We start from the raw sequence: 20,678 nt of genomic DNA on the forward strand, positions 1-20,678 counted from the left end.
GAACTGACGTGAGGAGCCTCCTTGGCGCGCGACCCCTATCTGGAGCTTGGCGTTTCCCGCACCGCGAGCGCGGCGGAAATCCGCAAGGCTTTCCACAAGCTCGCCAAGCAGCATCACCCCGACGCCAACAAGGGCGACAAGAAGTCGGAGGAGAAGTTCAAGCAGGTCAGCGCCGCCTTCGACATCCTGGGCGACGTCGACAAGCGCAAGAAGTTCGACGCCGGCGAGATCGACGCCGACGGCCGCGAGACCATGCGCGGCGGCTTCGGCGCGGGCGGCGGCAATCCGTTCGGGGCCGGCTTCGGCGGGCGCGGCGGCGGCGGCTTCCGCGGCGGCGGCGGCGAGGGGCCGGAGATCGACCTCAACGACCTGTTCGGCGACATCCTGGGCCGCAATCGCGGCGCCGGGGCCGGCATGGGCGGCGGCGCCCGCGGCGGCTTCTCGCCCAAGGGCGCCGACGTGCGCGCCCGGCTCGACATCGACCTTGAAGAGGCGATCAAGGGCGGCAAGAAGCGCGTGGCCTTCTCGGACGGCCGCACGATCGACGTGACCATCCCGGCCGGCGCCCAGGAAGGCCAGACCCTGCGCCTGAAGGGCCAGGGCAGCCCGGGCCGGGGCGGGCAGGGCGACGCCCTGATCGAGCTGGCCGTCAAGCCGCACCCGATCTACCGACCCGAGAACGGCGCCCTGGTCATGGACCTGCCGATCAGCGTTCCCGACGCGGTGCTGGGCGGCAAGGTCGAGGCTCCCACGCCCGACGGCCCGGTGACCCTGACCGTCCCCAAGGGCTCCAACAGCGGCGCCAAGCTGCGCCTCAAGGGCCGCGGCCTTTCGGACGCCAGGGGCCACCGCGGCGACCTGTTCGCCCGGCTGGTGGTGACGCTGCCGGACGCGCCGGACGCCGAGCTGGAGAAGTTCGCGGAGCAGTGGCGGGAGAAGCGGCCTTACGCGCCGAAGCGGCGGTAGGACGGGCGACTGAAAAGAATCCGATTGGGAGCGAACTGACGCTGCATTCTTTCGGAGACTACGTGCGACCCACCATTAGTTCGGCCGTGCTATTATCGGAACACGATCAGCTCTACCATTGCTCCGGATTCGGCAGGGACTGACGTCTAGGTGCCGCACTCACGGGCGGCACCGCGATGAGACGACAGAGCGCCATTCAGAAGGCTAGACATTTAAAGTGGCTTCGTGCGCTTGGGCGACGCATTCGTCGTCGTCGGTCAAAGGGCGCTTTCTTTGGTGGGATTTCACTCAGAAGGCCCGATGACGCGCTAGAAGCCTTTCGAATAGCTACAGCGAAGCTACCTGTGCCGAAAATTGATGTGCGTCCGTTTGCCTGGCCGGGTATGCCAAAGCATAAGGCGACATTTATTTATGCGCCTAAGACGTTATGGCTTAACGCAGCTCACGACGAAGTTCTTGGGTTTATGTATCAATATAGACTGCTATCGTATAGATCAGATCTTCTTATTGCTAAGCGTCGTCAATCCATGGTGGCGGATTTGACAGGTGTTGAGAGTCTTGGGTTGGATGCTGCTTTGATGCTTACAGCGGAGTACCATCGAAATTGTTTGAAGTTCCCAAATCGCCGACCATATATATCAGACGAAACCTGGCCGCCGCCCATTCGATCGGTATTTCGATCCCTTGGGTTGTACGATCTAGTAGATGCGCCGCCTCCCAACAATGAGGAAGAGATCGAAGAACCGTTCGATTTGCGCTTCGTGCCTTTCATTAGTGGAGAAAAGGTCGAGGGCGAGGTCGCTGATCAGCTTATTCGTCAGCTAAGCGAAGTAGCAGGTTCGACGCCCGCACGGGTGAAGGTTTATGCGGGTTTGCTTGAAGCAATTAAAAACGTGAGAAATCATGCTTACCCCGTGGACGCTCCGCCGCGAATTGACCCGATCGTCAATCGATGGTGGGGGGCTGGCGCATATCAACCGTCGAAGCGTCAGCTCCAATTCGCAGTCTACGATCAGGGTGTTGGTATCCCTGCTACCCTGCCAAAGAAAACGTTCTTTGAAGCGATATTGCAAATGACGAAACCGGAGCGCACAGACGCGGATGTGATCGAAGGAGCCATTGAATACGGCCGCACTCAAACCGACCTAGAGGAGCGTGGTAATGGCCTTTGGACGATTTGCGATGTGGTGCGGGAACTGAAAGGCTCCTCGGTTCGTATCGTGAGTGGTCGGGGCCAGGTGACATGGTCGGCCGGTCGGGGCGTACGTAAGAAAAACTTCGTAAACCCCTTCTGTGGGACGCTGATAGAATGGACGTTGAGGTTGCCACCAGAGGACGAAGGCAGGGCGATCGCATGACCGAGGTCCACGTCGCAGAGGTTTTTTCGCCGTTCTTGGGCGGTCGATATCGGGATGACGGTCCCTGGAGCGGCGAGGAGTTCCGCGACGATCTTTTGCTTCCTCGGCTTGAAGAAGCTTTTGCGTCGCATTCTCAACTGGTGATAATCCTTGATGGCGTTGCGGGCGTCCCCTCTTCCTTCTTAGAGGAAGCTTTTGGTGGTCTGTTGCGTGCCCGCAAAGACTGGACGCTTCCAAAGATCGAGGAAGTCCTCGTAATTCAAGCGGGCGATCCCGAGTTGCTCCCCTACGTTCGGTTGGCTCACGAACATATGAAACGACAAGCGCTTCGGCAGTAGTCGTGTCAGATTTCTGGACATGGGCTGGCGATAAAGTCGTACCGGGGCTGGTCATTGCTGTTACGACGGCATTAGTGGCACCTTGGGCGCTTGAGAGACATCGTGGACGGCGCGATGCCGTATTTCGTGCAACTGACGCGCTTCAAACAAGATTGGATAAGATCTATGAGAGGAGCGTCGATTACTGGTTGCGCGATCACGATGCTGAGAAGGATCCGTCAGCTGAGCATCACCTTCAGCATCTTCTTGCCGATGTGACGACCTTCGTTCGGCAACTTGGGCCAGATTTGTTCGAAGTGGCCGAAGCGCAAGGGAATTATAAGTTGGCCATGCTGGCTGATGCTGTGACCGGTGGGGAGTTTCTTTCAAGACGTCGCGTTGCTGATCCGCAACGACTCAGCCAGATTTCGGTCGAAATGCATTCCCTAACTAGGTTTATTCTAGGTCGTCGCAAACGCTGGTTGGATTACTGGTGGCCAACTGCCATGTGGCAGCGAAAAAGTTCTTAAAACTGCTTGGCGGCTAAAACAACCTGCGGCCGCATAAACTGATACTCTGGAGAGGCCGGCGGCGCCTTAGGAACGCCAAAGATCCATCTCTCTGCCCCTCACCCCACCCCGTTCGGCAACGCCGCCTTCTTGATCAGATACGCCCCCTGGCCGATGCCAAAGCTGCCCAGCAGGGCGGTGTCGACGTCGGGCAGCTGGGTGGTCTTGACGATGTCGATCAGGGTCAGGAACTCCCAGCTGGCGCAGGCGAAGATCACCGTGGCCACGCCGCTGATCAGGATCATCTGGAAGTCGCCCAGGTCGGCGTCGCCGAAGTCGTTGAGCACCAGGTCGGTGAAGCTGGGCCGGGTCGCCGGGGCGGCGGCCGTGACGACGCCCGCGGCGGCGGCGCTGGCGCTCTTCTGCACGGCCACGACCTTGGCGGCGCCGAACGACAGGCCCGAAAGGCCCGTCATGGCCAGGACGTTGGCGGTCATCGAGATCCCGCCCATGAACTCCCAGCCCAGGAACCAGCCGCGCAGGATCACGGCGGCGCCATAGACCACGGCGACCACGCCGAACCACAGCACCATCTGGGTCTGGGAATTGCTCATGCGGTTGTCGTCGCCGACCAGGAATCGCCACGGCTTGCCGATGGTGGCGAAGGTGGCGGCGGCGGCGATGACCGCGAAGGCGGCGACCAGGGCGATCAGTCGCTGCAGGATCGGCACGGGCCGGGCGACGCGGGTGATCTGGACCACGTGCTGGGGGTTCAGCGGATTGTCCACCGTCAGCCAGATCCGGTCGCCCGGCCGGGCGCCCAGGTCCAGGGCCTGCTTGTCGGCGGGACGGTCGACGGTCAGCGCCACGGGCGCGGCGGCGCCGGTCGGCAGGAAGGTGAGCCGGTCGGAATTGGCGCCCAGGGCCGAGGGTTCGACGCCGACGGCCTGGATCACGCCCTCGGCCGTGGCGGGCGAGGCGCTGGGCGGGGGCGTGTCGGCGCGGGCCGTGGCGGGCGGACTCGAGGCCAGCGCCAAGCCGAGGGCCAGGCCGCACATCAAGGCCAGGCCCCGGAAATTTCCGAACGGTCGCATATGTTCCCCCTAAGGACCTTTCGAAGGTCCGGCGTCGCGTCCAGGCCCGGGCTGAATCCCGACGCCCTGCACGCGAGGATTGCACGCTAGAACCGTGTTATTTGACTGGCAAGCCCGAGCTTGAAGCGTCGCCGACGTCAGGATCGGGCGGCCGGCGGCGGGCGGGGCTTTCCCGCGCCGAATCCGTGACAGAACGTCGCTACACGTCCATAACGGCCGTGTTCAGCCTCTATTCAGCCGCAACGCTTTAGATCGTAGCCCATGAAGCCGATCCACTTCCTCTTCGCCGCCGTTCTGGCCGCCGCCGCCCTCCCGGGCGTGGCGTCCGCGCAGCGCGGCCCGGACTCGCTGGGCGCCGATTGGCGCGCCCGGCAGGACCAGGCGCGTGGCGGCGTGCAGTCGGGCCAGCTGGTGCCGCTCAGCCGGGTGATCGAACAGATCGGCCGGCGCACGCCCGGCCGCGTGCTTGACGCCGGCCTGGAAGGCCCCAATTACCGGGTCCGCTGGGCCACCACCGACGGTCGCCGCATCGACTTCATCGTCGACGCCCGGACCGGTCAGATCCTCAGCGCCAACTAAGCTCCAAACCGCGTCACGAGACAGAGGCTCCCCCAAAAATGCGCATCCTGCTTGTCGAAGACGATCCCGACCTGTCGCGTCAGCTGAAGCTGGCCCTGGGCGACGCGGGCTACGCCGTCGATCACGCCGCCGACGGCGAGGAAGCCCAGTTCCTGGGCGAGACCGAGCCCTACGACGCGGTGGTGCTGGACCTGGGCCTGCCCAAGGTGGACGGCGTGTCGGTGCTGGAGCGCTGGCGGCGCGGCAATGTCGCCACGCCGGTGCTGATCCTGACCGCCCGCGGCTCGTGGAACGAGAAGGTGGCGGGCTTCGACGCCGGGGCCGACGACTACCTGACCAAGCCGTTCCACACCGAGGAGCTGCTGGCCCGCCTGCGCGCCCTGCTGCGCCGCTCGGCCGGCCACGCCTCGCCCAGCCTGTCGTGCGGCGGCCTGCGCCTGGACCCGCGCGCGGCCCGGGCCAGCGTCAACGGCGAGCCCCTGCGCCTGACCTCGCTGGAATACCGCCTGCTGCACTACATGATGATGCACCAGGGCCGGGTGATCGGCCGCACCGAGCTGGTCGAGCACCTGTACGACCAGGACTTCGACCGCGACTCCAACACCATCGAGGTGTTCATCGGCCGGCTGCGCAAGAAGCTGGGCAGCGACCGCATCGAGACCGTGCGCGGCCTGGGCTACCGCCTGACGCCGCTGGAAGGCGAGACGACCGAGTAGGATCGCCGGTTGACGCCGGGGGTTCGCCCTCGTCCTTCGACAGGCTCAGGATGAGGGCTACTGTGAGCGGCGGATCGGTGGAAAACCTCATCCCGAGCCTGTCGAAGGACGAGGTTTTCGGACCCGCGGCCTTGGCCGAGGGGCTCTAGATCATGTGGGACCTCAGCAAGCCCTCGCTGGTCCGGCGGCTGGTGCTGCTGGCCGGGATCTGGAACCTGGTGGTGCTGGTCCTGGCGGGCGTCTTCCTGACCGCCCAGTTCCGGGACGCGGCGATCCGGCGCTTCGACCAGTCGCTGGCCGTGCTGACCGACGACCTCTATGCCGGCTCGACCGTCGAGGACGGGGTGCTGAAGGCCCCGTTCCTGACCGACATCCGCGCCACCCGGGCCTATTCGGGCCGCTACTGGACGATCCTCGACCAGCCGGCCGGCGGGGGCGGGCTGAACGTCATCGAACGCTCGCGCTCGCTGTTCGACAGCGACCTGGCGATCTCGGTCGAGCAGTCCGAGCGGCTGATGGCCGAGCCGGGCAAGACGCTGTATTTCGACCTCAGGGGCCCGCAGAACCGGCCGCTGCGCGCCGCCGCCCTGCTGGCCCGGCTGCCGGACTATCCGCGCCCGGTCGTGTTCATCGCCGCCGAGGACCGCTCGCCGATCGACGCCGACGCCGACCGATTCGCCCGCATCACCTCCCTGGCCCTGGTCATCCTGGGCGTCGGCCTGATCGCCGCGGTGGTGGTGCAGGTGCGGGTCGGCCTGCTGCCGCTGTTCCGTCTGCAGCGCGAAGTGGCCTCGGTGCGGCGCGGCCGGTCCGAAAAGCTCGAGGGCGCCTATCCCGAGGAGCTGGAGCCCCTGGCCGTCGAGCTGAACGCCCTGCTGGCCCACAACCAGGAGGTCGTCGAGCGCCAGCGCACCCACGTCGGCAACCTGGCCCACGCCCTGAAGACCCCGCTGTCGGTGATGCTGACCGAGGCGGGCCAGCGGCCCGGCGCCCTTTCCGAAGTCGTCGAGCGCCAGGCCCAGACCATGCGCGAGCAGGTCGACCACCACCTGCGCCGGGCCCGGGCCGCCGCCCGTTCGCAGACCTTGGGCGAGCGCACGCCGGTCGAGCCGATCATGGACGAGCTGGCCGTCACCCTGGAGCGGATCTTCCAGGACAAGGGCGTCGAGATCGACTGGCGGTGCCCGGAGAACCTGTGCTTCCAGGGCGAACGCCAGGACTTCATGGAGCTGGCCGGCAACGTGATGGAGAACGCCGGCAAGTGGTGCAAGGGCAAGGTGCGCGCCGTGGCCGCGGCCAGCTCGCCCGAGCAGATGACCCTGACCGTGGACGACGACGGACCCGGCCTGCCGCCCGACCGCTGGAGCGACGCCCTCAAGCGCGGCCAGCGGATGGACGAGCACACCCCGGGCTCGGGCCTGGGCCTGTCGATCGTCGACGAACTGGCGCGGGCCTACGGCGGCTCGGTGACCCTGGGCGCCTCGCCGCTGGGCGGGCTGAGGGTGACCTTGGTGCTGCCGCGATCGGGAGGGTAGGGCCTTTTCTCCTCACCCGTGAAACGGGGGAGGTGGCACGGCGCCGATAGGCGACGTGACGGAGGGGGCGTCCAGACCGCCCACTCGAGAATCAGTCCCCATGGTCCAGATCCTGGATGTCGCCTAACGCCCCTCCGTCACGCTGCGTATTCGCAGCGCGCCACCTCCCCCCCCCCCCCCCCCCCCCCCCCCCGACGGCGGTGTTTGCTCAACCCAGCATTTCGCCGATTTTCGACAGACACCGGCGGACACGGTCCAGCGACCTTTCGACACCGTTCTTTGAACAGCAAAAAGATATGGTTTCGGAAAGTCTTAACCTCGTTGGCAACATGGTTGACGCGGCCCAGAGTGGACTGGTCCAGCGGGGGGTTATGGCCGGGATCGCCGCCAACAAGTTGCTGATGGTTCGGAAGCTGGTGGAAACCGCGCCCGACGCCGCTTTGCGCAGCCTTGAACTCGCCCTGGCCGGTCCGGCCGGCGGGCAGGGCGCGTTGGCGGCCGTGCGCGGCCTCGTCGAGGACGAGACCGCCGCCCGCTACGTCCGCAACAGCGTGCTGGCCCCGATCGTCCCGCTGTGCGCCCAGCGCGACACCGAGCAGACCTCCTTCCCGCCCCGCACCCTGACCCTGCTGTGGTCCGCCTTGAAGGCCAAGGCCCCCAAGGAGGTCGAGGAGGCCGCGGCGCGCTGCAATCCGTGGGACCTGGACGAGGGCCCGCCCGAGGTTTTCAACGAACTCTGCAAGATCGCCGCCAAGGGCCTGCGCGCCCAGACCGACGCCGGCTTCCAGGCCCTGGACGCGATCTGCGACATCGACGAGCTGGCCTCGTGCCTGGAGCTGTCGGCCATCGTCCGCGTCGCCCTGCCCAGGCTGCAGGAATGGGTCAGCAAGATGAGCGAGGAGCGCGCCTCCGCCGCGCGCCTGGCCTACAAGGACGCCTGCAAGATCCGCCCGGACGCCGGGCCCCTGCTGTTCGAGATGCTGGCCGCCCACCTGCCCGACGACTGGCGGATCCTGCGGGTGATCTCGGCGGTCATGGAGCGGCCGGGCGACAAGTTCTGGGCCTCGTCGGAGGTCAGCGTGTTCGGCGAGCGGGTGCTGACCGACATCGCCAAGAACATCGACCTCATTACGACCTTCGACCTGGACAAGGGCCAGGCCGAGGGCCGCAAGGCCGCCCAGGCCGCCCACAAGGTCTCTCAGGAGATCACCGAGTTCGAGCAGTCTGTGAACCTGGCCAAGGACGGTCCCTGGGGCCGGCGGATCGCCAAGCACAAGCAGGCCGTCGCCCACGCGGTCGAGACGCGCATGAACGGCGCCGAGCGGGAGCTGCTGGCGGCCCTGCCGCTGCGGCCGATCTCGATGCTCGGCGGCAAGAAGGGCAAGGGCGTGCCGCAGCTGACGACCGAGCCCGACGAGGCCCTCGGCCGGCGGCTGACCGCCGTGCTGACGTTCATCGCCGAGATCCGCGGCTGCGCCATGCAGAGCGGCTATGGGGCCAGCCGGGCCAAGGTGCTGGAGAAGCTGAACGGGCGCCTGGACCAGTACATCGAGGACATCCTGCACGTCGTCCGCACCGGCGACGGCGGCGACCAGGGCCTGGCCCGGCTCTATGTCGACCTGGCCGCCGGCTACATCGCCTACAGCCGCGACGAGAAGACCGCCGAGATCGTCCGCCGCCGCGCGGCCGCGGCGATGGCGGCCGCCGCGTAACCCCATCGGGTTCCTTAAGCGCTTTTTTCGCTAACGGCCGACGCCGTTTCCCCGCTAACACGCGGGCATGATCGCTTTCTGGATCGCCGCGGCGGGATTGTCGGCCGTCGTCGCCGCCCTGATGATGCGCGGCGCCGCGCGAGCATCCTTGGGCGTGGGCGACGACGCCAGCCTCGCCGTGCACCGGCGGCAACTGTCCGAGATCGACGACCTGGCCGAACGGGGCCTGCTGGCCGACGCCGAGCTGAAGGGCGCGCGGGCCGAGGCCGGCCGTCGGCTGCTCGCCGCCGCCGACCACCAGGCCCCGTGGCCCGCCGCCAATCCCCGGCTGCGGCCGCTGGTGCTGGTCCTGGCGGCCGTCGCGCCGGTGATGGCCCTCGGAATCTATGGACTGATCGGGGCCCCGGGCCTGGCCGACCAGCCGTACCTGAAGCGCGTGGCCGCGTGGCGCAACACCGATCCCGCCCAGCTGGAGCCGCGAAAGATCGCCGCCGTGCTGGAGCAGATCGCCATCCAGCGCCCCACCGATCCCGAACCGCTGAAGAACCTGGCCCTGGCCCGGATGGCCGCCGGCGACGCCGCCGGCGCGTCCCAGGCCCTGCGCCGCGCCGTGATCGTCGCCCCCGCCCGCGCCGACCTGTGGGCCGGGCTGGGCGAGACCTTCGTGGCCGAGGGCCAGGGCGAGATCGGGCCGGACGCCCGCAAGGCCTTCGCCGAGGCGCTCAAGCGCGATCCCCGCAACACCAGCGCCCGCTACCATCTGGGCCTGGCCCGGATCGCCGACGGCGACGTCAAGGGCGGCCTGGCCGACTGGAAGGCGCTGCTGGCCGACCTGCCGCCCGACGATCCGCGCCGCATGGGCTTTGGCCACCAGATCGCCCAGGTCGAGGCCCAGGGCGGCCTGCCGCCTTCGGCCGCCCCGACCGGCCGCCCCGCCGAAAGCGCCCAGGGCGGTGACGTCCAGGACATGATCCAGGGCATGGTCGCGGGCCTGGCCGCCCGCCTCGAGGCCAATCCCGACGATCCCGACGGCTGGATCAAGCTGGTGCGCGCCTATTCGGTGCTGGGCGACGACGCCCGCCGCGACGCCGCCCTGGCCAAGGCCCAGACGCGCTACAAGGATCAGCCCAAGGTGCTGGCCGCCCTGCGTCAGGCGGCCCAGACCCCGTCCCAGAAGACCCAGCCATGAGCTTCCTGCCCAAATCCCGCAAGGCGCGCCGCCGCCTGACCGTCCTGGCCGTCGCCGCGCCCGTGGTGGCCTTGGCCGTGGGCTTGGCCCTGTGGGGCATGCGCGACGCCATCTCGCTGTTCTACACCCCGGCCCAGGCCGCCGCCGCCCACGTGCCGGCCGGCCGCAAGGTGCAGCTGGGCGGGCTGGTCAAGGCCGGCAGCGTCGTCAAGCATCCGGACGGCCTGGTCGAGTTCGTGATCGCCGATCAGCGCTCCACGGCCCTGGTGCGCTATCAGGGCGACCTGCCGGACCTGTTCCGCGAAGGGCAGGGGATCGTCGCCTCCGGCGCCTTCGACCCGTCCGGGACCTTCGTCGCCAAGCAGGTGCTGGCCAAGCACGACGAGCGCTACATGCCGCGCGAGGTCTCCAAGGCCCTGAAGGAACAGGGCGAGTGGCGCGGCGACGGCGCCCAGCCGACCTATAAGGCGCCGACCTACGGCGCGAAGACCAAGTCATGATCACCGAATTCGGCGCCTACGCCCTCGTCCTGGCCCTGGTCCTTTCGGCGCTGCAACTGAGCCTGTCGGCGATCGGCGGCGCGCGGCGTTCGGCGCTGCTGGCCGGAGCCGGCCGCGGCGCGGCGCTCGGCGCCTTCCTCTGCACGGCCCTGACCTTCCTGGCCCTGGTCCACGCCTTCGTGATGTCGGACTTCTCGGTGGCCAATGTCGCGGCCAACTCCCACACCGCCAAGCCGATGCTCTACAAGGTGGCCGGCGCCTGGGGCAGCCACGAGGGCTCGATGCTGCTGTGGTGCCTGGTGCTGACCGGCTACGGCGCGGCCGTGGCCAGCTTCGGCGAGGCCCTGCCGCCCCGCCTGCGGGCCTACGCCGTGGCCACCCAGGGCGCGCTGGGCGTGCTGTTCCTGGCCTACACCGTCTTCGCCTCCAACCCGATGACCCGCTTGCTCGACGTCCCGGTCGAGGGCGCGTCGCTGAACCCGCTGCTGCAGGACCCGGCCTTGGCCTTCCACCCGCCGTTCCTCTACTGCGGCTATGTGGGCTTCTCGGTGGTGTTCTCGTTCGCCATGGCCGCCCTGATCGAGGGCCGGGTCGACGCGGCCTGGGCCCGCTGGGTGCGGCCCTGGACCCTGGCGGCCTGGAGCTTCCTGACCATCGGCATCACCTTGGGCGCCTTCTGGGCCTATTACGAGCTGGGCTGGGGCGGCTGGTGGTTCTGGGACCCGGTCGAAAACGCCAGCTTCATGCCGTGGCTGATCGGCTCGGCCCTGCTGCACTCGGCCGTGGTGCTGGAAAAGCGCGGCGCCCTGCCGGGCTGGACGGTGTTCCTGGGGCTGGCGGCCTTCACCTTCTCGATGCTGGGCGCGTTCCTGGTGCGCTCGGGCGTGCTGACCAGCGTCCACGCCTTCGCCGTCGACCCGACGCGCGGGATCCTGCTGCTGACCATCATGGGCGTGGCGGCCGGGGCCGGCTTCCTCCTATTCGCCCTGCGCGCCCCCAGCCTGAACGCCGGCGGCCTGTTCGCCCCGGTCAGCCGCGAGAGCGCCATCGTCCTGAACAACATCATCCTGTCGACGGCCACGGCGGTGGTCCTGGTCGGCACCCTGTTCCCGCTGATCCGCGAGGCCATGGACGGCGAGGCGGTGTCGGTGGGCGCGCCGTTCTTCAACATGACCTTTGTTCCCCTGATGGTGCTGGCCATGGCCGTGCTGCCGGCCGGGCCGCTGCTGGCCTGGAAGCGCGGCGACGCGCGGCTGGTCGTGCGCCGCCTGTGGCTGGCCCTGGCGCTGGCCGCGATCCTGGGCCTGGTCGCCTTCGCCGTCGTCGCCCCGCGCAGCGGCCTGGCCAGCGCCGGCCTCGTGGTTGGCTTCTGGCTGATCGGCGGGGCGCTGCTGGAGCTGGCCGAGCGGATCAAGGCCTTCCGCGCCCCGTGGGCCGAGGTGCGCCGCCGGGCGACCGGTCTGCCGCGCGGCGCCTGGGGCACGACCCTGGCCCACGCCGGCCTGGGGATCTTCGTGCTGGGCGCGTCGTTCGAGACCACCTGGCGGGTCGAGGCGGCCCAGGCCCTGAGCGTCGGCGGACAGCTGAAGCTGGGCGCCTATGAGCTGGTGCTGACCGACGTCGGCACGGTCGAGGGCTCCAACTACATCGCCGAGCGCGGAACCGTGAGGATCACCCGGGACGGCGCGCCGGTCTGCGAGGCCAAGCCCGAGCGCCGGTTCTATCCCGCCGGCCGCCAGACCACCTCGGAGGTGGCGATCTGCCCCAAGGTGCTGGACGACCTCTATGTCGTGCTGGGCGAGCGCCGGGCGGGCGAGGGCGGCCAGCCGGCCTGGCTGGTGCGGGCCTTCGTCAATCCGTGGGTGCGGCTGATCTTCCTGGGCCCGCTGGTCATGGCGATCGGCGGCCTGGTGTCGTTGTCGGACCGCCGGCTGCGGTTCGGCGTGGCCAAGCGCGCGGAGACGGCGGCGTGAAGCGGCTGCTGATCGCCCTGGCCGCCATCGCCTGCATGGCCGGCGCCGCCGCCGACCCGGCCGAGCGTCTGCCCGACCCCGCCCAGGAGGCCCGGGCCCGCGAGATCTTCCGCGAGGTGCGCTGCCTGGTCTGCCAGAACGAGTCGATCGATGATTCCGAGGCCGCCCTGGCCGGCGACCTGCGCCAGGTCGTACGCGACCAAGTGAAGCAGGGACGCAGCGACCAGCAGATCCGCGCGTTCCTGGTGGAGCGCTACGGCGAGTTCGTGCTCCTCAAGCCGCCGTTCTCGCCCGGCAACGCGCTGCTCTGGGCCACGCCCGGGATTGCGCTGATCTTGGGCGGCGTGCTGATGGTGCTGCTCCTGCGCCGGCGACCCACGCCGGCGGCCGACGGTGAAGATGCGCAGACACTTTCCCAGGTGGAGGAAGCGCGTCTTCAGGTGTTGTTGAAGGACGAATGACACGATTGCGCCGCGATGACGCCGCAAGACCATCTTGAGCGTGGGCGCATGATCTCTTCGAAGACCATTGCGCCTTTCGCCAGCGCAACTAGGTTCTCAAGCCAAGGACCCGGCGCCGCGCGCCGTGGGTGAGGAAAGACGTAAGATGGCTGCTAGGAAGTCTGGTTTCTTTGTCGGTGCGGTCGCCGGCGCGGGCGTGGCCTGCGCGGCGCTGGCCGGGGTCGGCATGCGCATGGCGCCCGCTGGGGCGGCCGAGCCGGCCCAGGTGATCCGCACCTCGGGCGCTCCGGCCCCGATGTTCGCGCCGCCGCCCGGCGCGCCGATGTCGTTCGCCGACATCTTCGAACAGGTCTCGCCCGCCGTGGTGCAGATCGACGTGACCTCCAAGGCCGCCGCGGCCCCGCGCCTGCGCATCCCCGGCCTGGAAGGCTTCGACATCGTGCCGCGCGGCCAGAAGCCGGGCGAGGAGGGCGAAGAGCCCGCGCCGGGGCCCAAGCAGCAGTCCTCGGGCTCGGGCTTCTTCATCTCGGCCGACGGCTATCTGGTCACCAACAACCACGTCGTCGCCGACGCCGATGACGACGGCATCAACGTCGTCCTGAAGGACGGCCGCGAGCTGAAGGCCACCATCGTCGGTCGCGACGAAGGCACCGACCTGGCCGTGCTGAAGGTCGTCGATCCCAAGGCCAAGGGCGCGGCGTTCCCCTATGTGAACTTCGAGAACCAGGCCAAGCCGCGGGTCGGCGACTGGGTGATCACCATCGGCAACCCGTTCGGCCTGGGCGGCACCGCCACGGCCGGCATCATCTCGGCCTACAACCGCGACCTGGGCGACAGCTCGTCGACCTTCGTCGACTACATCCAGATCGACGCGCCGATCAACCGGGGCAATTCCGGCGGTCCGTCGTTCGACATCTACGGCCGGGTGATCGGGGTCAACACCGCGATCTTCTCGCCGACCGGCGGCTCGGTGGGCATCGGCTTCGCCATCCCCGCCGACGTGGCCGAAGCCACCGCCAAGCAACTGATCGCCGGCGGCAAGGTTGTGCGCGGCTACATCGGCGCGCAGATCCAGCCCTTCACCAAGGAAATGGCCGACGCCCAGGGTCTGGGCGACGTCAAGGGCGCGATCGTCGCCGACCTGGTGCAAGGCGGTCCGGCCCAGAAGGGCGGCCTGATGCCCGAGGACGTGATCACCGCCGTCAACGGCGTGGCGATCAAGAGCGGTTCGGAACTGACCCGCGAAGTGGCCAAAGGCCGGCCGGGCGACACCCTGAAGCTGTCGGTCCTGCGCGGCGGCAAGCCCCGCACGGTGGAGATCAAGTCGGGCGTGCGTCCGACCGAGAAGGAGCTGGCCCTCAACGACGACGACACCGACGAGGGCGGGGCCGACGCGCCGGCCAAGCCGCAGGTCCAGAAGTCGGAAGCCCTGGGCATGAGCCTGGCGCCGATCGACGACGCGGCGCGCCGCACCTACAGCATCGACCCGGCCGTCCGCGGCGTGCTGATCGACGGCGTGAAGGCCAATTCCGACGCCGGCGAGAAGGGCCTGCGCAAGGGCGACGTGCTGACCAGCGTCAACGGCGAACCCGTCACCTCGGCCGCCCAGGTGGCCTCGGCGGTGGACGCGGCCAAGAAGCTGCAGCGTCCCAGCGTCAACCTGCGGATCATCCGCGCCGGTCGTCCGACGATCGTGCCGCTGAAGATCACGCCGTAACGCAATGACGTAACGGTGGTGCGCGGGGGCTTTCGCCCGCGCGCGGATCACGTCACCATCGCCGGGACGTGACGACAACACGATAGAGGGCGTCATCGATTCGCACGGTGGCGCCCTTTCGTGCATCTGGGGATTTGCGCATGCGTATTCTGATCATCGAGGACGATCTCGAGGCGGCGGCGGCGATGAGCCACGGCCTGACCGAGGCCGGCTACGCCTGCGTCCACGCCCCCGACGGCGAGGCCGGCCTGACCGAGGCGGGCAAGGGCGGGTTCGACGTGATGATCGTCGATCGGATGATGCCCAAGAAGAACGGCGTCGAGGTGGTCGAGACCCTGCGCCGCGAGGGCGACCAGACGCCGGTGCTGTTCCTCTCGGCCCTGGGCGAGATCAACGACCGCGTGGTGGGCCTGCGGGCCGGGGCCGACGACTATCTGGTCAAGCCCTACGCGTTCGCCGAACTGATGGCCCGGGTCGACGCCCTGTCGCGCCGCCGCGAGACGGGCGCGGTCGCGACCACCCTCAAGGTGGGCGAACTGGAAATGAACCTGATCAACCGGACGGTCCATCGCCAGGGCAAGGAGATCGATCTCCAGCCCCGGGAGTTCCAACTGCTGGAATTCATGATGCGCCACGCCGGCCAGTCGGTGACCCGCACCATGCTGCTGGAGAAGGTGTGGGAATACCACTTCGACCCGCAGACCAACGTCATCGACGTGCACATTTCCCGGCTGCGCTCGAAGATCGACAAGGGCTTCGACCGGGCCATGCTGCAGACCGTGCGCGGCGCGGGCTACCGGCTCGATCCGTAGGCGGCGTCTAGGTTTTGTCGTTGGCCGACCCGTGATAGGTTGGACCCATGAACAAGCTGGCCCAGCCCGTTCCCGATGACGACGAGCTTTTCGGCCCGGAGCTTTCCGAGGCCGAGATGGAAGCGTGGATCGCGCGCAACCGCGATGCGATTAATGAGTCGCTCCGGGAAGCGCGTCAGGAGTTCGCGGAAGGCAAGGCCGAGCCATGGGATATGGACGACATATTGGCCGATCTTCGTGCCGAGTTCGCAAATAATTCCAAGCCCTGAATGACGTCGCCCACGGTCGTAAGATCCGCGAAAGCTCGACGAGACATTCGAGAGCTCTATACGTGGATCGTAGAAGACAGCGGTTTGTCGCGAGCGGAAATGGTTGTCGATCGTTTCGAAACTGCTCTTCGCCGTCTCGCGCGGCGCCCGCTCATGGGGCGACTCCGCTCTGACTTCGAAGGCGGCCCGCGATCGTTTTCTGTCGGGCCATGGCTCATCGTGTATGAACCTTTACAGGACGAGAGCGGCATTCACCTGCTTCGTATTATCGATAGCCGCCGCGATGTCGCGGCTCTGCTCGGCAAGAAGAGCTAGCCCATGCGCCTGCCGCGCCTGATCCGATCCACGCCGTTCCGGCTGACCCTGCTGTTCCTGGCCCTGTTCGCGGCGGGCGCCAGCGCGTTCATGGGCTACATCTACCTGGCCACGGCCGGCGAGGTGAACCGGCGCGCCGACGCCGACATCACCCGCGAAATGGAGAGCCTGGAGGCCGCCTACCGGGTGGGCGGGATCAACGCCCTGAACCAGACCATCGTCGAGCGCGCCACCGGCGAGCGGCCGTTCCTGTATCTGCTGCTCGACAAGGAGGGCAAGCGGATCTCCGGCTCGATCGAGGAGTCGCCGATCGACGACTTCGAGGGCCCCGGCCCGACCTGGGAGACCTTCAAGCTCACCGAGACCGACATCGACGGCGCCGAGGTCAAGCGCGCGGCGCGGGGCGTGCAGGAGCGCCTGACCGGCGGCGAGGCCCTGTTCGTCGGGGCCGACGTCCAGGAGTCGGAAGGCTATGTGATGAACATCGTCCGGGCCCTGCGCGGGGCCGGGGCGCTGGTCATCATCCTGGGCCTGACCGGCGGGTTGCTGATCAGCCGCAACGTCTCGCGCAGCATGCAGGGCCTGGTCGACGTCGTGAACGCGGTGCGGGCCGGCGACCTGCACGCCCGGGCCCAGGTGCGCGGCACCCGCGACGAGTATGACGAGCTGGCCGAGGGCCTCAACGACATGCTCGACCGCATCGAGCGGCTGATGGGCGGCCTGCGCCACGCCGGCGACGCCATCGCCCACGACCTGCGCTCGCCCCTGACCCGCCTGCGGGCCCGCATGGAGGTGGCCCTGATCGATGCCGAGAACGGCAAGGGCGATGCGATGGCGGCGCTGGAGACGGCCCTGGTCGACGCCGACGGCGTGCTCAAGACCTTCAACGCCGTGCTGGCCATCGCCCGTCTGCAGGCGGCCGGCGAGGCGCCCAACCAGGAAGTCTTCGACGCCAGCGAACTGGCCTCGGACATGGCCGAGCTCTACGAGGCCAGCTGCGAGGACAAGGGCCTGGACTTCAAGGCCGAGATCGTCCCCGCGCTCAGCATCCGGGGCAACCGCGAGTTCATCGCCCAGGCCCTGGCCAACCTCCTCGACAACGCCATCAAGTACACGCCCGAGGGCGGGGCGGTGATGTTGCGGGCCCGGCGCACCTCGTCGGGCGAGCTGGAATTCTCGGTCACCGACACCGGCCCCGGCGTGCCCGAGGCCGACCGCGCCCGCGTCGTCCAGCGCTTCGTGCGCCTGGAGAACAGCCGCAGCGAGCCGGGGGCGGGCCTGGGCCTGTCGCTGGTCCAGGCGGTGGCCGCCTCGCACGACGGGCGGCTGGAACTGGCCGAGGGACCGGGCGAGTACGGCGGCTTCGGGCCGGGCCTGCGCGTGGCCCTGGTGCTGCCGCGGGTGGAGTAGGGGGCAAGTGATCGCCGCCTCGACCTATTCCGGACGCCCGTACACCACGTCATGGCATCGCTCCCGCCCCAGCTTGGTCGGGCAGAATCCCGTCTCCTCCGAGCCGTCGCGGATCACCACGTAGCGGTCGCGCCGGCAGGCCCACCATTCCTGCTCGAAGTCGGGGCGGTCGTCCTGCTTGAACACCGGCTCGTCGCCCTGGGCGTAGAAGCGGGTCATGCCCGTCAGGCCGCCGAAGCTGCCCCAGCCGTTGACCAGGCCGCAGACCCGTCCGTCGCGCCGCGCCCAGACCTTGCCCAGCTCCAGGGCGTGCGGCTGGGCCAGGCGGGCGATCAGCCGAGGCTTGACGCTGGCCCAGCGCACCCGCGCCATCGACCTGGCGGCGATCAGCTGGGCGCCCTCCCTGGCCGGGGCCTTGGGCTCGACCTCCAGCTCGTACTGCACGGTGAACATCACCATCAGGCCCACGGCGAAGGTGATCAGGGCCATGACGCTCAGCTCGAAGATCCTCACCGCCAGCGCCTTGCGATGACTGCGAGGGCCTCGGTTCGCCGGCATCCTGAGAACGAAGGTCATGGTCGGCCCCACCCCTCCACGCCAAGCGTGGATTACATCTGTAGTCTTCGAAAGTTACAGATGTAATCCAGACCGTCAAGCCACGGACGCGGGGCCGCGATCGATCGACGGGATCAGTGGTTGAGCTTGGGCAGGGTGATGCCGTCGACCGGGCTGTCGCCGACGAACCGGCCGGGCCAGGAGATCTCCTGGCTGGGCAGGGGGCCGCGCGGGGTGACCGTCCACACGCCCAGGGCGGTGATCACCGCCATCAGGGCGATCGCGGCGGCGCCGGCGGTCTGGCGGCGATAGCTGGGCTCGGGCCGAGCCAGCAGCTTGACCCGCAGCAGCAGCGGATGGGCCGCGAAGAAGCAGGCCAGGGGCGAGCCGGTCCGGCGCGTGTGCGCCTCGACCAGGGCCTGGGCATAGGTGCGCCGCAGGTTGGGACGCAGGCTCAGGACCGAGGCGTCGCAAGCCATTTCCTGGTCCAGCCGCGCGCACAGGGCGCCGACATGGATCAGCGGATTGCACCAGCCCAGGACCTGGATGGCGGCGATGGCTAGGTTGGCGACCGGGTCGCCGCGCTTGATGTGGGCGCGCTCGTGCAGGTCGACGATCTTGCGCGCCTGTTCGTCGAAGCGGGCGGCGAAGTCGGCGGGCAGCACGACCCGGGGCCAGAAGACGCCCATGACCGCCGGACCGGCGCGGCCGGCCTGGGCCCGGGCCCGGAAGGCGCGTTCCTGCAGCAGGATCACCGTGGCCAGGGCGACGCAGCCGGCCAGCCAGACGGCCATCACCATCACCGCGCGCTCCTCGCCCATCAGGGGCGGGGGAGCCCCCGAACCCAGGGTCTCGGACAGGCTGGGGAACACCGTGGCGATCGCCGCGACGGGGACCAGGGCCCACAGGCGATAGGCCAAGCCGGCGCCGAACGCCGCCCGCATTGGGCCGCGCAGCAGCAGGACCAGCAGCACCGCGGCGGCGGCCGCCGCCTGGGTGCGCAACAGGGTCAGGGCCAGCAGTTCAGCCATCATGTTCGAGACCCTCGATCAGAGTCTTCAGTTGCTTGATCTCGTCGGTCGACAGGGCGCGGTGCTGGGCGAAATGCGCCACCAGCGGCGTCAGCTGGCCGTCGAAAAGTCGGTTCAGCAGGCTCTGGCTCTCGGCCTGCACATAGTCGGCGCGCTGGATGATCGGGGCGTAGCGCGCCCGGCCCTCGATGCGGTCCGAGCGGATCGCCTTGCGCTTCAGCAACCGGTTGATCAGCGTCTTGACCGTCGCCTCGCCCCAGCCTTGCGGCTCGGCGACCTCGGCCATGATCTCGTCCACCGTCAACGGATGGCGCGTCCACAGCGCGTCCATGATGCGGCTTTCGGCCTGAGTGATGTTCATGGCGTTCCGATCTCCGACTCCAACGATTACGCCTGTAACATCGGCTGTCAAGCGACGGCGATCATGAGCAAGCTTTAACGTCGCGGCCGCACCCGGCGATGGTATGCGGGTTCTGTCGCCAACGAGGGTTTCCGATGGATCGTCGCCATTTCCTGTCGCTGTCCCTGGTCGCCGCGGCGGCCCCCGCCGTGAGCTGGGCGCGGCAGTCCGCCCCGCCGTCGTTTCCCCCTGTCGACGCCCGCAGCGTCTGGCTGGTCGGCGACAGCGCGCCGCCCGATCCGGAGCGCGGCGCCCGACGACTGCTCGAACTGATCCAGCGCGGCGGCAAGCTCCGCGACTCCTACCTGGCCAACGGCGCCGTCGCCGAACTGGAGGCCCGGTTCGCCAAGCTGCTGGGCAAGGAGGACTGCGCCTTCCTGGCCACCGGCACCCTGGCCAATCACCTGGCGGCCCGTGTTCTGGCCGGCGACGCCTCGCGGGTGATCGTCCAGCACGAAAGCCATCTCTATCGCGACGAAAGCGACGCGACCCAGCTTCTGTCGGGCCTGAACCTCGTGGCCCTGGCCGAGGGGCGGGCGGGGCCGAGCCTCGCCGAGATCCGGGCGGCCGTCGACGAGGCCGAGAACGGTCCCTATCCGCTGCGCGTCGGGGCGATCGTCCTGGAAAGCCCCGTGCGACGCCTGAAGGGCGAGATGATCGATCCGGCCCTGATCCGCGAGATCTCGACCTACGCCAGGGCCAAGTCCATCAAAATGCACCTGGACGGCGCGCGCCTTCTGCTGGCCCCGCCGGGTTACGACATCGCCGGCACGGCCGCCCTGTTCGATACCGTCTATGTCTCGCTCTACAAGTATCTGGACGCGCCGTTCGGGGCGGTGCTGGCCGGCTCCAAGGCCGACATCGCCAAGGTCCGCGACCTGCGCCACCGGTTCGGCGGGACGATCTACCAAGGCTGGCCCTGCGCGATCCTGGCCCTGGGCGCGCTGGACGACTTCGAGGCCCGCCACCGCGCCGCCTTCGCCGCCGCTGACCAGCTGTTCGCGGCGCTGCAGGCGCGGGGGTTGGCGAAGCTGAAGCCCGCGCCGAACGCCTCCAACATCCGCGAGCTGGTGCTCCAGCCGAAGATCGCCGAGGGGGTGTTCGACCGAATGCGCGTCGCGGGCGTGCGGATGCTCAAGCCCGAGGGCGGCATCGTTCAGGTCTATGTCAACGACACCATCACCCGTCGTCCGATCGAGGAGTATGTGAAGCTGTTCACCGGCTAGGGGATGACGAAGCCGGGAGCGGCGGCCACAGTGG

At 68.5% G+C, this 20,678-nt stretch carries 22 protein-coding genes; 18 read left to right on the forward strand and 4 right to left on the reverse strand.

Annotated features, from left to right (window positions below):
- Window positions 1–21: 21 nt before the first annotated feature.
- The 4 genes from ASD38_RS19725 to ASD38_RS24090 all read left to right on the forward strand — a co-directional run bounded on the left by ASD38_RS19725 (window position 22) and on the right by ASD38_RS24090 (window position 3,171).
- Window positions 22–966 carry a DnaJ C-terminal domain-containing protein gene (locus ASD38_RS19725; protein WP_056462750.1) on the forward strand — a complete coding sequence of 315 codons (945 nt, stop codon included), beginning with the start codon at window positions 22–24 and terminating at the stop codon, window positions 964–966.
- Window positions 967–1,142: 176 nt separating this feature from the next.
- Window positions 1,143–2,324: a hypothetical protein gene (locus ASD38_RS24085; protein WP_156390802.1), complete on the forward strand. Its 1,182-nt coding sequence runs from the start codon at window positions 1,143–1,145 to the stop codon at window positions 2,322–2,324.
- Window positions 2,321–2,662 carry an STAS-like domain-containing protein gene (locus ASD38_RS23515; RefSeq protein WP_082560820.1) on the forward strand — a complete coding sequence of 114 codons (342 nt, stop codon included), beginning with the start codon at window positions 2,321–2,323 and terminating at the stop codon, window positions 2,660–2,662. The genes ASD38_RS24085 and ASD38_RS23515 overlap by 4 nt, the downstream gene beginning before the upstream one ends.
- A gap of 2 nt (window positions 2,663–2,664) precedes the next feature.
- On the forward strand, window positions 2,665–3,171 hold the full coding sequence (locus ASD38_RS24090; RefSeq protein WP_156390803.1) for a hypothetical protein: 507 nt from the start codon (window positions 2,665–2,667) through the stop codon (window positions 3,169–3,171).
- 98 nt (window positions 3,172–3,269) lie between these two features.
- Here the strand turns inward: ASD38_RS24090 and ASD38_RS19730 are convergent, their stop codons facing one another.
- A complete protein-coding gene (locus ASD38_RS19730; RefSeq protein ID WP_056462753.1) occupies window positions 3,270–4,244 on the reverse strand; it encodes a hypothetical protein in 975 nt (324 codons plus the stop codon).
- Window positions 4,245–4,505: 261 nt separating this feature from the next.
- On the opposite strand from ASD38_RS19730, the gene ASD38_RS19735 reads away from it, so the two are divergent.
- The 13 genes from ASD38_RS19735 (at window position 4,506) to ASD38_RS19790 (ending at window position 17,432) form a co-directional block, all read left to right on the forward strand.
- The gene (locus ASD38_RS19735) at window positions 4,506–4,823 is read left to right on the forward strand and encodes a PepSY domain-containing protein (RefSeq protein ID WP_056442768.1); all 318 of its coding nucleotides are present in this window, start codon (window positions 4,506–4,508) and stop codon (window positions 4,821–4,823) included.
- A 38-nt stretch (window positions 4,824–4,861) separates the two neighbouring features.
- Entirely contained in the window at window positions 4,862–5,539 is a 678-nt protein-coding gene (locus ASD38_RS19740) for a response regulator transcription factor (RefSeq protein WP_056442765.1), read from the forward strand.
- Between the two features lie 152 nt (window positions 5,540–5,691).
- Window positions 5,692–7,074 (forward strand): ATP-binding protein, encoded by a 1,383-nt coding sequence (locus ASD38_RS19745; protein ID WP_056462756.1) that lies wholly within the window; start codon window positions 5,692–5,694, stop codon window positions 7,072–7,074.
- 371 nt (window positions 7,075–7,445) lie between these two features.
- Window positions 7,446–8,786, forward strand: a complete 1,341-nt coding sequence (locus ASD38_RS19750) for a hypothetical protein (RefSeq protein WP_056462759.1) — start codon at window positions 7,446–7,448, stop codon at window positions 8,784–8,786.
- A gap of 67 nt (window positions 8,787–8,853) precedes the next feature.
- On the forward strand, window positions 8,854–9,975 hold the full coding sequence (gene ccmI, locus ASD38_RS19755; protein ID WP_056442758.1) for a c-type cytochrome biogenesis protein CcmI: 1,122 nt from the start codon (window positions 8,854–8,856) through the stop codon (window positions 9,973–9,975).
- Window positions 9,972–10,475, forward strand: a complete 504-nt coding sequence (gene ccmE / locus ASD38_RS19760) for a cytochrome c maturation protein CcmE (protein ID WP_056442757.1) — start codon at window positions 9,972–9,974, stop codon at window positions 10,473–10,475. The genes ccmI and ccmE overlap by 4 nt, the downstream gene beginning before the upstream one ends.
- Window positions 10,472–12,448 carry a heme lyase CcmF/NrfE family subunit gene (locus tag ASD38_RS19765; RefSeq protein WP_056462762.1) on the forward strand — a complete coding sequence of 659 codons (1,977 nt, stop codon included), beginning with the start codon at window positions 10,472–10,474 and terminating at the stop codon, window positions 12,446–12,448. Before ccmE ends, ASD38_RS19765 begins: the two co-directional genes overlap by 4 nt.
- Entirely contained in the window at window positions 12,445–12,909 is a 465-nt protein-coding gene (locus tag ASD38_RS19770) for a cytochrome c-type biogenesis protein (protein ID WP_056462765.1), read from the forward strand. Before ASD38_RS19765 ends, ASD38_RS19770 begins: the two co-directional genes overlap by 4 nt.
- A gap of 145 nt (window positions 12,910–13,054) precedes the next feature.
- Entirely contained in the window at window positions 13,055–14,626 is a 1,572-nt protein-coding gene (locus ASD38_RS19775) for a trypsin-like peptidase domain-containing protein (RefSeq protein ID WP_056442754.1), read from the forward strand.
- Between the two features lie 140 nt (window positions 14,627–14,766).
- On the forward strand, window positions 14,767–15,438 hold the full coding sequence (locus ASD38_RS19780; RefSeq protein WP_056442753.1) for a response regulator transcription factor: 672 nt from the start codon (window positions 14,767–14,769) through the stop codon (window positions 15,436–15,438).
- Window positions 15,439–15,485: 47 nt separating this feature from the next.
- Window positions 15,486–15,707, forward strand: a complete 222-nt coding sequence (locus tag ASD38_RS19785) for a hypothetical protein (protein ID WP_056442751.1) — start codon at window positions 15,486–15,488, stop codon at window positions 15,705–15,707.
- Complete coding sequence (locus tag ASD38_RS23520) at window positions 15,708–16,022, forward strand: type II toxin-antitoxin system RelE/ParE family toxin (RefSeq protein WP_082560821.1); 315 nt, start codon at window positions 15,708–15,710, stop codon at window positions 16,020–16,022.
- A gap of 3 nt (window positions 16,023–16,025) precedes the next feature.
- Window positions 16,026–17,432, forward strand: a complete 1,407-nt coding sequence (locus tag ASD38_RS19790; protein WP_056442748.1) for a sensor histidine kinase — start codon at window positions 16,026–16,028, stop codon at window positions 17,430–17,432.
- Between the two features lie 24 nt (window positions 17,433–17,456).
- On the opposite strand, the gene ASD38_RS19795 is transcribed toward ASD38_RS19790, so the two are convergent.
- From ASD38_RS19795 to ASD38_RS19805, 3 genes are all read right to left on the reverse strand, one after another.
- On the reverse strand, window positions 17,457–18,008 hold the full coding sequence (locus ASD38_RS19795; protein ID WP_056442745.1) for a hypothetical protein: 552 nt from the start codon (window positions 18,006–18,008) through the stop codon (window positions 17,457–17,459).
- A 113-nt stretch (window positions 18,009–18,121) separates the two neighbouring features.
- Complete coding sequence (locus ASD38_RS19800; protein WP_056462767.1) at window positions 18,122–19,021, reverse strand: M56 family metallopeptidase; 900 nt, start codon at window positions 19,019–19,021, stop codon at window positions 18,122–18,124.
- Complete coding sequence (locus ASD38_RS19805) at window positions 19,011–19,379, reverse strand: BlaI/MecI/CopY family transcriptional regulator (protein WP_035078147.1); 369 nt, start codon at window positions 19,377–19,379, stop codon at window positions 19,011–19,013. Before ASD38_RS19805 ends, ASD38_RS19800 begins: the two co-directional genes overlap by 11 nt.
- A 134-nt stretch (window positions 19,380–19,513) precedes the next feature.
- On the opposite strand from ASD38_RS19805, the gene ASD38_RS19810 reads away from it, so the two are divergent.
- Complete coding sequence (locus ASD38_RS19810; RefSeq protein WP_056462771.1) at window positions 19,514–20,644, forward strand: threonine aldolase family protein; 1,131 nt, start codon at window positions 19,514–19,516, stop codon at window positions 20,642–20,644.
- Window positions 20,645–20,678: the final 34 nt, after the last annotated feature.

This window comes from Caulobacter sp. Root487D2Y (assembly GCF_001427165.1).
GTDB lineage: Bacteria > Pseudomonadota > Alphaproteobacteria > Caulobacterales > Caulobacteraceae > Caulobacter.